Below are 12,914 nucleotides of genomic sequence, written 5' to 3' on the forward strand. Positions count from 1 at the left end.
GTGCTTGCTACCCGCGCCCGAGAGCGACTCGGGCGCGCACAGGTCAGTCCTTCGCCCCCTCGCCTTGTGCGGGTTTGGGCTGCGCTTGAGCGGTCGGTCTCTTCCCGAGCGGTGCATGACCGGCCTCGATCCCGATCTCGTTTCCGGCAGGTGACTTGGGTCGGCGTCGTTTGCCGATGTTCTTGCGGTCGCGCAGACGGTCTTTCGGTTTGGGCGCGGCGACCTTCGCGGCGACCGCCTTCGCGCCGGTCTTTTTCGCGCCCTTCTTTGCGCCCGAGCGTTTGGTCGGCCCCCCTTTGTACGACGCCTTGAGCCCTTCGATGCTGCGACGCTCGAGGCCGAGATTCAGATAGCGCTCGATGCTCTCCAGCCGATTCCATTCGGAGGCCCCGACCAGCGAGATGGCCACGCCCTGCTCGCCGGCCCGGCCGGTGCGCCCGGTGCGGTGTAGATAATCGTCCCCGCTGCGCGGCAGGTCGAAGTTGATCACCCGCTCCACACCCGGGATGTCGAGGCCGCGCGCGGCCACGTCGGTTGCGATCAGGACGTTGATCCGGCCGCTGTGCAGCAGCCCGACGACCCGATTGCGCTCGCGCTGTTCCAGCTCGCCGTGCAGCACGGCGGCGCGTTGTCCTTCGCCCATCAAATAGTTGCCGAGCGCTGTTGCACCGTCACGGGTGTTGGTGAAGACCAGCGCCTTCTCGTAGATCTCGTTGCGAAGCAGCCAAAGGACCTGCTGCTGCTTGTGCTCCGGCCCGTCGCTCAAGAGGACCTGATTCGTGATGTCGGGATGCTGCTCGCGCACCGGATTGACGGTCAGCACGCGCGGCTCGCGCAACAGACGCTCGGTGATGCGGCTCAGGCCCCGATGGTGCAGGGTCGCCGAGAACAACATGGACTGGCGGGCCGGATTGGTGCGACCGATGATCGTCAGGACATCGTCGACGAAGCCCATGTCGAGCATGCGGTCGGCCTCGTCCAAGACCAGGATCTCCAGGTCGCTCAGGTCGGCCTCGCCCGTTTCCAGAAGCTCCAGCAAGCGACCGGGCGTCGCCACCAGGATCTCCGGGTTCTTACGCAAGGTCGCGATCTGATGCCCCTTGGAGTCGCCGCCCGTGATCACGCCGTTGTTCAGGCGAGTGTAGCTCCCGAGGCGCGTGAAATGGACATGGATCTGGCGGGCCAGCTCTCGGGTCGGGACCAAGACCAGGGCGCGCGTCCCGCTGTCGGAGCGCGGCGCGCCGACCAGGCGCTCCATGATCGGCAGCAGAAAGGCGGCGGTCTTGCCCGAGCCCGTCGCGGCCGAGACCAAGAGATCCAGACCCTCCATCGCGGCGGGTATCACCTGCGCCTGGACCTCGGTCGGGGTCTCGAAACCCTCTTTCTCGAGTCCGCGCATGAGCGCGTCCGGAAGTAAAAATTCAGCAAAGTTCCTGTTCATGGGCGTCACGATACACCAAATCCGGGCCTTCGCGGCAGGCGGGCTGCATCGTCGATGCGGACCTGCGAGGGCGGGACGACCTGCGGGCTTCGGCGAAGGGCGTCGGACGCAATCAGGTCGCCCTCGAACCGACCGCTACGGTGTCCGATCGCCCCTGAAACAGGGCGCATCGGCGACAAAGTGGCTGTTATGGATGGGGCAGGGGTGTCCCGCGTGGTAAACTTCACCGGCTAAAGCATCAGTACAAACGCGGCCCGTCCCGGTGCTCCGCGCGGCACGCCTCAACGTCGGTTCACCACGCCCATGGCAGATTTCGCGAGAGAAGTTATACCCATCAATCTCGAGGACGAGATGCGTCAGTCCTACCTCGATTACGCCATGAGCGTGATCGTGGGACGCGCGCTTCCCGATGTCCGCGACGGACTCAAGCCGGTTCACCGGCGTGTCCTCTTCTCGATGAGCGAGCAGGGCAACGTCTGGAACCGTGCCTACCGCAAGTCCGCCCGCGTGGTCGGCGACGTCATGGGTAAGTACCACCCTCACGGTGACTCGGCGATCTACGACACCATGGTCCGCATGGCGCAGCGCTTCTCGATGCGCTATCTGCTGGTGGACGGGCAGGGCAACTTCGGCTCGGTCGACGGCGACCCGCCCGCGGCCATGCGCTACACCGAGGTGCGGATGACCCGCATCGCCGATGCGCTGCTCGACGACCTCGACAAGGACACGGTCGACTTCATCCCCAACTACGACAACAGCGAGCACGAGCCGGTCGTCCTGCCGGCGCGCTTCCCGAATCTGCTGGTGAACGGCTCCTCGGGCATCGCGGTCGGCATGGCCACCAACATCCCGCCGCACAACCTGCGCGAGGTCATCGACGCCTGTCTGGCGATCATCGACAACCCGGCGATCACGATCGAAGAGCTAATGGCGCTGGTGCCCGGCCCGGATTTCCCGACCGCGGCGCTCATCAACGGCGTACGCGGCATCCGCGAGGCCTATCGGACCGGCCGCGGCCGCGCGGTGATTCGCGCCCGCACCATGGTCGAGGTTCAGAAGCGCAGCGGACGCGAGGCGATCGTTGTCACCGAGCTGCCTTACCAGGTCAACAAGGCGCGGCTTCTCGAGCGCATCGCCGAGTTGGTCAAGGAAAAGAAGATCGAGGGAATCGCCCCGGACGGGCTGCGCGACGAGTCCGACAAGGACGGCATGCGTGTCGTCATCGAGCTCAAGCGCGACGCCTATGCCGAGGTGCTGCTGGCCAACCTCTACCAGCACACCCAGATGCAGCAGGTTTTCGGCATCAATATGGTCGCCTTGGTCGACGGCCAGCCGCGGACGCTGAATCTCAAGCAGATCCTCGAATACTTCATCCGCCATCGCCGCGACGTGGTGACGCGTCGCACACTCTTCGAGCTGCGCAAGGCCCGTGACCGCGCCCACGTCTTGGAAGGCTATGCGATCGCGTTGGCGAACATCGACGAGATCATCGCCCTGATCAAGGGCTCGGCCAACCCGGCCGAGGCACGCGAGCGCATGATGGAGCGCACTTGGGCGCCCGGCTCGGTCACCGGCATGCTCGAGCGCGCGGGCGCGGAGCACACCCGCCCGGAGGAGCTCGAGGCCGCTTATGGCCTGGTCGACGGGGGCTATCGCCTGAGCGAGCGCCAGGCCAAGGCGATCCTGGACCTGCAGCTCCAGCGCCTGACCGGTCTGGAGCAGGACAAGATCCTCGACGAGTTCAAGGAGATCCTCGACAAGATCGCCGCCCTCCTGATGATCCTCTCCGAATCGGATCGCCTCATGGACGTGATCCGCGAGGAGCTCACGGCGATCCGCGATCAGTTCGGGGACGATCGGCGCACCGAGATCCAGGTCGACCATACCGACCTCACGCTCGAAGACATGATTGCGCCGGAAGAGGTCGTGGTGACGATGTCGCACCAGGGCTACGTGAAGGCCCAGCCGATCAGCGACTATCAGGCGCAGCGGCGCGGCGGCAAGGGCAAGAGCGCAACCTCCTTCAAGGAAGAGGACTTCATCGACCGCATCTTCGTCGCCAACTCGCGCGACACCGTGCTCTGTTTCTCCAGCCGCGGCCGGGTCTACTGGCTCAAGGTCTACGAGCTGCCGCAGGCCGGACGCGGTGCGCGGGGTCGGCCGATGGTCAACCTCCTGCCGCTGGAGGCGGGCGAGCGCATCAATGCCGTATTGCCGGTGCACGACTACGAGTCCGGTTATTTCGTTTTCATGGCGACCAGCGCCGGCACGGTCAAGAAGACCCCGCTCGACGACTTCTCGCGGCCTCTCTCGCGCGGCATCATCGCGATCGACCTGCACGAGGACGAGGTCCTGATCGGCGTGGCCATCACCGACGGCAAGCAGGACCTCATGCTCTTTACCTCCGCCGGCAAGGCGGTGCGTTTCAGCGAGGGGGCGGTACGCGGGATGGGACGCACGGCGCACGGTGTGCGCGGCGTCCAGCTCGCGCCCGGCCAGAAGGTCATCTCGCTCTTGGTCGCCGAGCCCGGCACCGTGCTCAGCGTGACCGAGAACGGTTACGGCAAGCGTACGCGCGTCGAGGATTTCCCGACAAAAGGCCGCGGCACCAAGGGCGTGATCGGCATCAGCACCTCCGAGCGCAACGGCGCCCAGGTCGGTGCCGTGCTGGTGCGTCCCGGCGACGAGATCATGCTGATCACCGAGGGCGGCACCCTGATCCGCACCCCGATCGATCAGATCCCGGTCGTGGGTCGCAGTGCCCAAGGCGTGAAGCTGATCAATCTTGGCGAGGGCGAGCGGCTTGTGTATCTCGAGCGGATCGTAGCGCTCGAAGGCGATAAAGATGACAACGGGGACCTCGCCGAGCATCAGGATCCGGACGAGCCGACCGACGAGCCGATCGATGATGATCAGTCTCCCGATGCTGATCCCGACAGCGATCCGGAGGCATAGCAACCCCGGTTGTCGATGTGCGCAATTCTTCGGCTGCGCGCCTCCGGCGATGCAGACTGATGCATGACACGGGCAAATCGACAACTGTGCGATCCATCGGCATGATGACGCAACAGATCGGAACCTGAATCGCGTCGCGCCCTTTGCGCCTTCGCGGTTTGAATCTCAAACGTTTTGTCGAGACTCAACCGCGTCCGGAGCGAGATGCTGATTTTCGAGTGAGTTCGCCGTTTGGCGCATCCACAGCCTTTAGCGGGGGCGCGGTTTAGAGTGATATATTTTTTAGTATTTTAAACCGCGCCGGCTCCAACGGTCGTCAAGGCTGCCGGGGCTGATCCCATCCAATAACATCGCATACCGCGCCGGGCGCGGTTTAACGGAGATCAACGAATGGCTCGGGTTTACAACTTCAGTGCCGGCCCTGCAATGCTTCCTGAGCCTGTCCTGAGCAGGGCGCGCGACGAGATGCTCGAGTGGCGGGGCAGCGGCATGTGTGTCGCCGAGATGAGTCATCGCGGCAAGGAGTTCATGTCGATCGCGGCCCAAGCCGAGGCCGATCTGCGCGAGCTCCTGGCGGTCCCGAGCAACTACAAGGTCCTGTTCCTGCAAGGCGGCGCATCTACCCAGTTTGCCGCCATCCCGATGAATCTGCTGCGCGGAGCGGCGAGCGCAGACTATCTGAACACCGGCTCCTGGTCGAAGAAGGCCATCTCCGAGGCGCGCCGCTATGGTCAGGTCCACGTCGCCGCCAGTACCGAGGCCGAACGCTTCACCCGCGCGCCGGGTCAGGACGAGCTGACCCTGAGCGACGATGCCGCCTACGTTCACTACACCCCCAACGAGACCATCGAGGGCGTCGAGTTTCCCTATGTCCCGGATGTCGGCGACAAGCCCCTGGTCGCGGATATGTCCTCGACCATCCTGTCGCGTCCGATCGATGTCTCGCGCTTCGGGCTTATCTACGCCGGTGCCCAGAAGAACATCGGCCCGGCCGGCCTCGTCATCGTGATCGTCCGCGAGGATCTGCTCGGTCAGACTCTGCCCGCGACCCCGACCATGCTCGACTACAAGGTGCAGGCCGACAACGACTCCATGTACAACACCCCGCCGACCTACGCCTGGTATCTTGCCGGCCTGGTGTTCGAATGGCTCAAGGGCATCGGCGGGCTGCAGGCGATGGGCAAGATCAACGCGCGCAAGGCGGAGCTCCTCTACAAGACGATCGACGATTCGGGCTTCTTCAAGAACCCGGTCGAGCCGGCGTCGCGCTCCTGGATGAATGTGCCTTTCACGCTGGCCAACCCGGAGCTGGACGACACCTTCATCAAGGAGGCCAAGGCCGCCAACCTGACCACGCTCAAGGGTCATCGCTCGGTCGGCGGCATGCGCGCCAGCATCTACAATGCAATGCCGATAGAGGGCGTCGAGGCGCTGGTCGGCTTCATGCAGGAGTTCGAGCGCAAACACGGCTGATGAACCGCGTCCCCGATGTGATATGCACGGTCGGCGTATCGGCTAGGCCCCGCATGTCACTTCGGCCCTCGGCACCGACGCGGTTCAGATTTTAAGATTCATTATTCTGAATCGCGTCGGCTCAAAGGCTAGTTGACGCGCGCGACGTTCGATCCTCCACTCCAACATCCGCTTATCACTCAGGACGCGATTCAGTGTTCAAAATTCAGACGCTTAATAACATCGCGGTTGCCGGGCTCGATCGGTTGCCGCGGGATCGCTACGAGGTCGCCTCGGAGATTGCGCATCCGGATGCCATTCTGGTGCGCTCGGCCAAGATGCAGGCGGGGGATATCCCGCCGAGTGTCCAGGCGATCGGGCGCGCCGGCGCCGGCACCAACAATGTCCCGGTCGAGGCCATGACGGCGCGCGGTGTGGCGGTCTTCAATGCGCCCGGTGCCAACGCCAATGCCGTCAAGGAGCTGGTGATCGCCGGTATGTTGATCGCGGCGCGCAATATTGGTCAGGCTTGGCGTTTTGCGCGTGAGCTCGAAGGCGACGATACGTCTATCCACCAGGCGGTCGAGGCGGGCAAGAAGCAGTTCGTGGGCTTCGAGCTGCCGGGCCGCACCCTGGGCGTCATCGGTCTCGGCGCGATCGGGGTGAAGGTCGCCAATGCGGCACGCTCGCTCGGGATGCGCGTCGTCGGCTACGACCCGACCATCACGGTCCAGCGCGCCTGGCAGCTCGAGAGCGACGTGCAGCCGGCATTGAGTATCGATGATCTGCTCTCGCGCTCGGACTTCGTCACCTTCCACGTCCCGCTCACCGACGACACCCGGCGCATGATCAACGCCGAGCGTCTGCGCACCCTGCGCAAGGGCGCCGTGCTGCTGAACTTCTCGCGCGACGGAATCATCGACGACGACGCCGTCATCACCGCGCTGGACCAGGGCCACCTCTACGCCTATTGTTGCGATTTTCCGAGCAACCTGTTGAAGGACCACCCGCGGGTAATCACCCTGCCGCATCTCGGTGCCTCGACCAAAGAGGCCGAGGAGAACTGTGCGGTCATGGTCGCCGAAGAGGTCCGCGATTATCTGGAGAACGGCAACGTGACCAACTCGGTCAACTTCCCCGAGATCAATCTCCCGCGCAACGGCGGTTATCGCATGGCGATCGTCAACAGCAACGTGCCCAACATGGTCGGCCAGATCTCGACCGACCTGGCGGCGGCCGGTCTGAATATCCTGGATATGCTCAATCGCTCGCGCGGCAACGTCGCGGTGACCCTGATCGATATCGACCAACGCTGTCCGGAAGACACGGTGCAGCAGCTGCGCTCCATCGACGGCGTCCTCTCGGTGCGGTGTCTCGGGACGCGGGAACGGAACGACTGATGGGACAAGACAGCGCAAAGGGCGACGCCCTGGAGGACGTGCGGAACCGGATCGACGCGATCGATTCGGAGCTGCTCGGTCTGATCAGCGAGCGCGCCCGTTGCGCCCAACAGGTCGCCCATATCAAGACGGCGGCCGACGGCAGCCAGGTGCAGTTCTACCGGCCCGAGCGCGAGGTCGCGGTTCTGCGTCGCATCAAGGCCGCCAATCCCGGGCCGCTCGACGGCGAAGAGGTCGCCAGACTCTTTCGCGAGATCATGTCCGCCTGCCTGGCGCTGGAACGTCCGCTCAACGTTGCCTATCTCGGCCCGGCCGGGACATTCACTCAGGCCGCGGCCATCAAGCACTTCGGCCATTCGGTGAAGACCTTGGCCTTGGCCACCATCGGGGAGATCTTCCGCGAGGTCGAGGCGGGGTCGTGCGATTTCGGTGTGGTACCGGTCGAGAACTCGACCGAGGGTGTGGTGAGCCATACCCTGGACATGTTCATGACCTCGCCGCTCATGATCACGGGCGAGGTGAGCCTGCGGATCCACCACCACCTCATGAGCGTGACGGATGATCTTTGCGCCATCCGCACGGTCTATTCGCATCAGCAATCCCTGGCGCAGTGCCGCGGCTGGCTCGACCGCCATCTTCCGAACGCGGAGCGCGTCGCCGTCGGCAGTAACGCCGAGGCTGCACGCACCGCGGCGACCGAAGAAGATGCCGCGGCCGTCGCGGGTCTGCAAGCCGCCGAGATCTACGGACTCAAGGTGCTCGCCGAGCGCATCGAGGACGAGCCCGGCAACACCACCCGCTTCCTCGTCATCGGCCAGCAGGACGCCCGACCCAGCGGCCAGAGCCAGGACAAGACCAGCCTGCTGCTGTCCTGCCGCAACCAGGCCGGCGGGCTCCACAACCTGTTGACACCCCTGGCCGCTCACGGCATCAGCATGACCCGCATCGAGTCGCGCCCTTCGCGCCGCGGCATCTGGGATTATGTCTTCTTCATCGACATCATGGGCCACAGGGACGATCCGAAGGTCGCGCTGGCGTTGGAGAATCTCAGGCAGTCGTCTCTGCTGTTCAAGGTGCTCGGGTCTTATCCGCTGGCGGTGCTTTGAGCCTTCGGGCCGCGTTCGGAATGACAGGCTTCGCGATCCGGGAGTCGATTGATACCCGTCCCATGCCGAGACGTCGGTTGGCCTGTCGGCCGAGGACATCCAAACACCAACCCCTAAACCTGAACCCACTCAATGACTGTCCACGACAATCCCTTCCTCCCCATCACCGCCCCCGGAATCGCCGGACTCACCCCCTACGTCCCCGGCAAGCCGGTCTCGGAGCTGGAGCGCGAGCTCGGTATTCGCGACTCGGTGAAGTTGGCTTCGAACGAGAATCCCCTGGGCCCCGGGCCCCGGGCGCGCGAGGCGATCGCCGGCCTGATGGGCGAGATCGGTCGTTATCCCGATGGCGGCGGCTTCGAGCTGCGACGCGTGCTCGCCGAGTTCCATGGTGTCCCGCAGAGTGCTGTCACCATCGGGAACGGATCGAACGACGTGCTCGACCTGATCGCACGGACCTTCCTGTATCCGGGTGTGGAATCGGTTTTCTCCGAGCATGCCTTTGCGGTCTACCCCATCGCCACCCAGGCGGTGGGTGCGACCGCGCGTGTCGCCAAGGCATGCAACTACGGCAACGATCTCGACGCGCTGGCGAGTCTTGTGACGGACAAGACCCGCGTCGTCTGGATCGCCAACCCGAACAATCCGACGGGAACCTGGCTGGCCGCCGCACCTCTGAAGTCATTCATCGAGGCCATGCCGCGGACCTGCATCGTCGTGATCGACGAGGCTTATACGGAGTATGTCGGCGAGCCGGACTTCCCGGATGCGACGCACTGGCTCGATCATTTTCCGAATCTCATCGTGACCCGGACCTTCGCCAAGGCCCATGGGTTGGCCGCGTTGCGTGTCGGTTACGGACTCAGCGATCCGCAGGTTGCGGACTTGCTCAATCGGGTGCGTCAGCCCTTCAACGTCAACGCCTTCGCTCAGGCCGCCGCGGCTGCTGCAATCGGCGATCGCGAGCACGTGCGCGCGTCGGTGGAGCTCAACCGTGCGGGGATGCGGCAGTACCTCGGGGCCTTCCAGCGGATGGGGCTCGCGTACATCCCGTCGGTCGGCAACTTCATCACGGTCGATGTCGGTCGCCCGGCCGGCCCGGTGAATCAGGACCTTTTGAAGCGCGGCGTCATCGTGCGACCGGTCGGTAACTACGGTTTGCCCAACCACCTGCGAATCAGCATCGGGCTCGAGGCCGAGAACGCCCGCTGCATCGCCGCGCTCGAGGATATCCTCGCGTCATGATCGAGCGCCTGGCGATCATCGGGGTTGGACTGATCGGGGGATCCCTCGCCCGGGCCCTGCGCGAGGCGGGCGCCGTGGGACAGGTCGTCGGCTGCGGACGCGGGCTTGCCAACCTGCAGCGGGCGCGCGAGCTAGGTGTCGTGGATCTGATCACGCAGGATCCCGCCGAGTCGGTTACGGGCGCGGACATGGTGTTCGTCTCCGTACCGCTCGGCGCCATGCGCGGGGTCTTCGAGGCGATTCGGGACCGCCTCGAACCCGCGGCGGTGGTGACCGACGGGGGCAGTGTGAAAGGCAGTGTGGTGGCGGACGCGCTCGGCGTCTTCGGCGGCGTGCCGCCGTGCTTGGTCCCGGGCCACCCGATCGCGGGCACGGAGCACAGCGGGGTCGAGGCATCCCTTGCCGATCTGTACCGTGGACGTCGCGTCATCCTGACCCCGTTGCCCGAGACCGACGCCGATGCACTCGCCCGCGTCACCGCGATGTGGGAGACCTGCGGGGCAGAGGTCACCTGCATGTCGGTCGCCCATCATGACGAGGTGCTCGCCGCCACCAGCCATCTGCCTCACATGCTCGCTTTCGGGCTGGTCGATGCGCTGGCACGCATGCGCGAGAACGACGAGATCTTCCGCTATGCCGCCGGCGGCTTCCGGGACTTCACCCGCATCGCTTCGAGCAATCCGGTCATGTGGCGCGACATCTGTCTTGCCAATCGCGAGGCACTGAGCGCCATGCTGGCGCGCTTCGGCATCGAGATGACCGATCTCGCCGAGAGCATCCGCCGCGCAGACGGGGAGCGGCTGCTGGCCATCTTCGAACGGGCCAAGGCGGCGCGCGATCGGTACGTGGACGCCTCTCGGATCGACTGATCGCACGTCCGCGTTCCGTCGAGTGTCTGCCGGGAGGCAGCGACCCGAGACCCGGCATGTGTGCGACAGCCGACGGTTGGAAGGGGGCGCGCGCGTGAATTTCCACTCTGAAGATCGTGCATATTCACACTGGATTCAACGACGTCCGTCGGCCGCTGGATCTCGACCTTGTCACGATGGCGCGCTATCCTTCTCGGCGTTGTCGGCCGGTGCGATCCTTCCAAGATCCGCACCTTAGCCCTGGATGCCTGAGGCGATCCTTTTCGGTCGATCGCACGGGCGATCCCAATCCCGCACGAGACGTCTCCGTTCGCTCTGATGCTTCGGACGCGGGGCCGATTCCGAAGGCCATAACGTCGCGATCCGATTCATGCCCCCAGAAGAGACCGATCCAAGTTTGACTCGGGGTGCCGTCGAGGCACCCGACGAAGACTATCGCCTGCTCATCGAGAATCAGACGGATCTGGTGGTGAAGGTCGACCCCGATGGTCGCTTCTTGTTCGTGAGCCCGAGCTACTGTCGAGCCTTCGGTCGGACCAAGGACGAGCTGCTCGGTCGGCCATTCATGCCGCTCGTCCACGAGGACGACCGCGCGGAGACCGCAGCGGCGGTCGCGAAGCTATACCGACCCCCGCATCACAGCTACGTCGAGCAGCGCGCACTGACCGTGCGGGGTTGGCGCTGGTTTGGTTGGTCCGACACGGCGGTGCTGGACGACGAGGGTCGGGTCACGGCCATCATCGGCGTCGGGCGCGACGTGACGGAGCGCAAAGCGGCCGAGACGGCGTTGGCGGAGGCGACCAGACGGCTCGAGCTTGCCGTGGAGGGTGGCGATATCGGTCTTTACGACGGTTCCGTATTGCCCCTGGACGTGACGGTCGATGCCCGCTATCTGGCCATGCTCGGCTATGACGTCGGCGAGATTCAGATCGATCTGTACAGCTGGCGGCAGATGCTGCACCCGGACGATCGCGACCGCGTCCAGACCCTCGCCGAGCAGGTGACGAACGGCGATCTCGATCGGTTCGAGGCTGAATACCGAATGCGCCATCGTGACGGCCACTGGGTGTGGATCCAGGACCGTGCGCGGATCTACGAGCGGGACGCGGACGGCAAGGCGATACGAGTGGCCGGCACCCACATGGACATTAGCCGGCGCAAGGTTGCCGAGCTAAAGCTCGAGTATCTCGTCGATCACGACGAATTGACCGGGTTGTTGAATCGTCGCGGCGTCTGGCAATCAGTACAGCGGATCCATGCCCAGGGTCAGCGCTCGGGCAGGTCCTGCTGTCTTGCAATCCTGGATCTCGATCACTTCAAGCTGGTCAACGACGCCTACGGCCACGCCGTGGGCGACGAGGTGTTGAAATGGGTTTCGGCGAGACTTCGCCAAGAGGTGCGTCAAGCCGACTGGCTTGGTCGCTGGGGCGGGGAAGAGTTCGTCATTGCGCTGCCCGAGACCAGCGAGGTCCAAGCGCGCACCGGTCTCGAGCGCATCCGCGAGAGCGTCTCCGCACAGCCGGTCGAGGTCGCAGGCCAGCAGATTCGCGTGACCCTGAGCATCGGTTTTGCGACCTGCAATTCCGACGAGGGTGACCCGAGGGACGTTTTGGCCCGAGCGGATATGGCTCTGTACCATGCCAAGAACTCAGGACGGAACCGGGTCTGCTACGACGGTAACGACAGCGGGGTCTACGCCGTCTCGATGGCCGTTTTGGTGCAGTCCGCGCTGCAGACCGCGCGCATCCTCCCGGCGTTTCAGCCCATCGTGGACCTTCGTGATCGCCGGGTCGTCGCGGAAGAGTCGCTGGCCCGCATCGTCGCCGCGGACGGTCGTGTCCTGGCCGCGGCCTCCTTCATCGACATCGCCGAGCAGCTCGGACTGCTGCATCGCATCGACAGCATGCTCCTGAGCGCAACCGCGGATCGATTGCGATCCTCCAAAGCATCCGGTGCAACCCCGCTGTTCGACTTCGTGCACCTGTCGGGAGACCTGGTCCGTCATCCGGAAATCCTGAAGACCTTGGCGCGTGAGCTCGACGGCTTGTGCTACGCGGCAAACGGTGGGCCGTCCGTGGTGCTGACACTCAGCGAGCGGCAGATTACGGCGGAGACGGAACAGGTCGCACGCGCGCTGGCGCCCCTGCTGGAACTGGGATGCAAGATCGCGGTGAGCGACTACGGGGGAGATGCCTCGTCGTTTCGCTTTTTGATCCATCTACCGGTCAGCTTTATCCAGCTCGATGCGAACCTCGTTCGGTTGGCCCGCGAGTCCGCGCGTGCGCAGTCCATCTTGGCCACGATTCAGCACTCCGCGAAGGATCTCGGCATCACGACCATCGCCAAGCAAATCGAGGACGAGGCCACCTTGCAGCGACTCAGCGAGCTCGGTATCGATTGGGGCTCGGGGTATCTCTTCGGACGGCCATCCGAGCCGAGTTGAGGG

8 protein-coding genes are annotated in these 12,914 nt (G+C 64.7%); 7 read left to right on the forward strand and 1 reads right to left on the reverse strand.

The features are described from left to right. Positions 1–43 precede the first annotated feature (43 nt). Positions 44–1,399: a DEAD/DEAH box helicase gene (locus BLV04_RS01890; RefSeq protein WP_342721882.1), complete on the reverse strand. Its 1,356-nt coding sequence runs from the start codon at positions 1,397–1,399 to the stop codon at positions 44–46. Positions 1,400–1,744: 345 nt separating this feature from the next. On the opposite strand from BLV04_RS01890, the gene gyrA reads away from it, so the two are divergent. The 7 genes from gyrA (at position 1,745) to BLV04_RS01925 (ending at position 12,911) form a co-directional block, all read left to right on the forward strand. Beyond that, positions 1,745–4,396, forward strand: a complete 2,652-nt coding sequence (gene gyrA, locus BLV04_RS01895; RefSeq protein WP_093027529.1) for a DNA gyrase subunit A — start codon at positions 1,745–1,747, stop codon at positions 4,394–4,396. A gap of 390 nt (positions 4,397–4,786) precedes the next feature. Next, a complete protein-coding gene (gene serC, locus BLV04_RS01900; RefSeq protein WP_093027531.1) occupies positions 4,787–5,869 on the forward strand; it encodes a 3-phosphoserine/phosphohydroxythreonine transaminase in 1,083 nt (360 codons plus the stop codon). Between the two features lie 194 nt (positions 5,870–6,063). Next, complete coding sequence (locus BLV04_RS01905; protein WP_093027533.1) at positions 6,064–7,248, forward strand: phosphoglycerate dehydrogenase; 1,185 nt, start codon at positions 6,064–6,066, stop codon at positions 7,246–7,248. Next, entirely contained in the window at positions 7,248–8,354 is a 1,107-nt protein-coding gene (gene pheA, locus BLV04_RS01910; protein WP_093027535.1) for a prephenate dehydratase, read from the forward strand. Before BLV04_RS01905 ends, pheA begins: the two co-directional genes overlap by 1 nt. A 132-nt stretch (positions 8,355–8,486) precedes the next feature. Continuing rightward, a complete protein-coding gene (gene hisC / locus BLV04_RS01915; protein WP_093027537.1) occupies positions 8,487–9,599 on the forward strand; it encodes a histidinol-phosphate transaminase in 1,113 nt (370 codons plus the stop codon). Next, positions 9,596–10,468 (forward strand): prephenate dehydrogenase, encoded by an 873-nt coding sequence (locus tag BLV04_RS01920; protein WP_093027539.1) that lies wholly within the window; start codon positions 9,596–9,598, stop codon positions 10,466–10,468. The genes hisC and BLV04_RS01920 overlap by 4 nt, the downstream gene beginning before the upstream one ends. Positions 10,469–10,838: 370 nt before the next feature. Next, a complete protein-coding gene (locus tag BLV04_RS01925; protein WP_093027541.1) occupies positions 10,839–12,911 on the forward strand; it encodes a sensor domain-containing protein in 2,073 nt (690 codons plus the stop codon). Positions 12,912–12,914: the final 3 nt, after the last annotated feature.

Source organism: Thiocapsa roseopersicina, assembly GCF_900106925.1.
GTDB lineage: Bacteria > Pseudomonadota > Gammaproteobacteria > Chromatiales > Chromatiaceae > Thiocapsa > Thiocapsa roseopersicina.

What these genes read in the sequence shown, in the direction of transcription:
- BLV04_RS01890 (WP_342721882.1), bottom strand. Translation starts at nt 1,399, where the DNA reads ATGCGCGGACTCGAGAAAGAGGGTTTCGAGACCCCGACCGAGGTCCAG.
- gyrA (WP_093027529.1), top strand. Translation starts at nt 1,745, where the DNA reads ATGGCAGATTTCGCGAGAGAAGTTATACCCATCAATCTCGAGGACGAG.
- serC (WP_093027531.1), top strand. Translation starts at nt 4,787, where the DNA reads ATGGCTCGGGTTTACAACTTCAGTGCCGGCCCTGCAATGCTTCCTGAG.
- pheA (WP_093027535.1), top strand. Translation starts at nt 7,248, where the DNA reads ATGGGACAAGACAGCGCAAAGGGCGACGCCCTGGAGGACGTGCGGAAC.
- hisC (WP_093027537.1), top strand. Translation starts at nt 8,487, where the DNA reads ATGACTGTCCACGACAATCCCTTCCTCCCCATCACCGCCCCCGGAATC.
- BLV04_RS01920 (WP_093027539.1), top strand. Translation starts at nt 9,596, where the DNA reads ATGATCGAGCGCCTGGCGATCATCGGGGTTGGACTGATCGGGGGATCC.
- BLV04_RS01925 (WP_093027541.1), top strand. Translation starts at nt 10,839, where the DNA reads ATGCCCCCAGAAGAGACCGATCCAAGTTTGACTCGGGGTGCCGTCGAG.